Annotated in this window: 1 pseudogene; it reads right to left on the bottom strand. The window is 58.6% G+C overall.

What is annotated here, in order from left to right:
* Positions 1-273: pseudogene (locus PL640_RS25530) on the bottom strand (ABC transporter permease); the annotation flags it as partial.
* Between the last annotated feature and the right edge of the window lie 183 nt (positions 274-456).

Below are 456 nucleotides of genomic sequence, written 5' to 3'. Positions count from 1 at the left end.
CGCCTGCCCGATGAAAACCGCCAGTGCCGCAAGACCGACCAGCGCGGCTGCGAGTTTCAATCGCGTGGGAAAGCGGAAAAGGGCGATGAAGACTGTAACAAGAACGATGGTGACGAGAAGAGTTGCAGCTGAACCCGGAAGCGCTTCGAAGACCGTGCGTGTCTCGCCCTGAACGATCCGGTTGGCACGCAATGTCATGAAAGGCGACGCAAAAAGAGCATAAAGAAGCAGGGACGAAATCACCACGCCCACTTTGTCAGGCCACTTCGTCAAATCCTGCTCCCCTGCCTTTTGTCTCGCCTACTCTGGATTCGGACCGGATCATGGGAACGTACCGGCTCCCGCAACCCGCTCCGGCGTCGCGAGCGGTTACTTGACGAAGCCGTTCTTTGTCAGGAAGTCGATGGCTACGGTCTTGGCCTGTTCACCCCCCACCTGCACGCGCGCATTCAGGTC

Origin of the sequence: Agrobacterium sp. ST15.16.024, from assembly GCF_027956545.1 — a bacterium.
Taxonomy (GTDB): Bacteria; Pseudomonadota; Alphaproteobacteria; order Rhizobiales; family Rhizobiaceae; genus Agrobacterium; species Agrobacterium cucumeris.
Note: the sequence above shows the minus strand (reverse complement) of the source record. Positions and strands in the feature narration are given on the sequence as shown.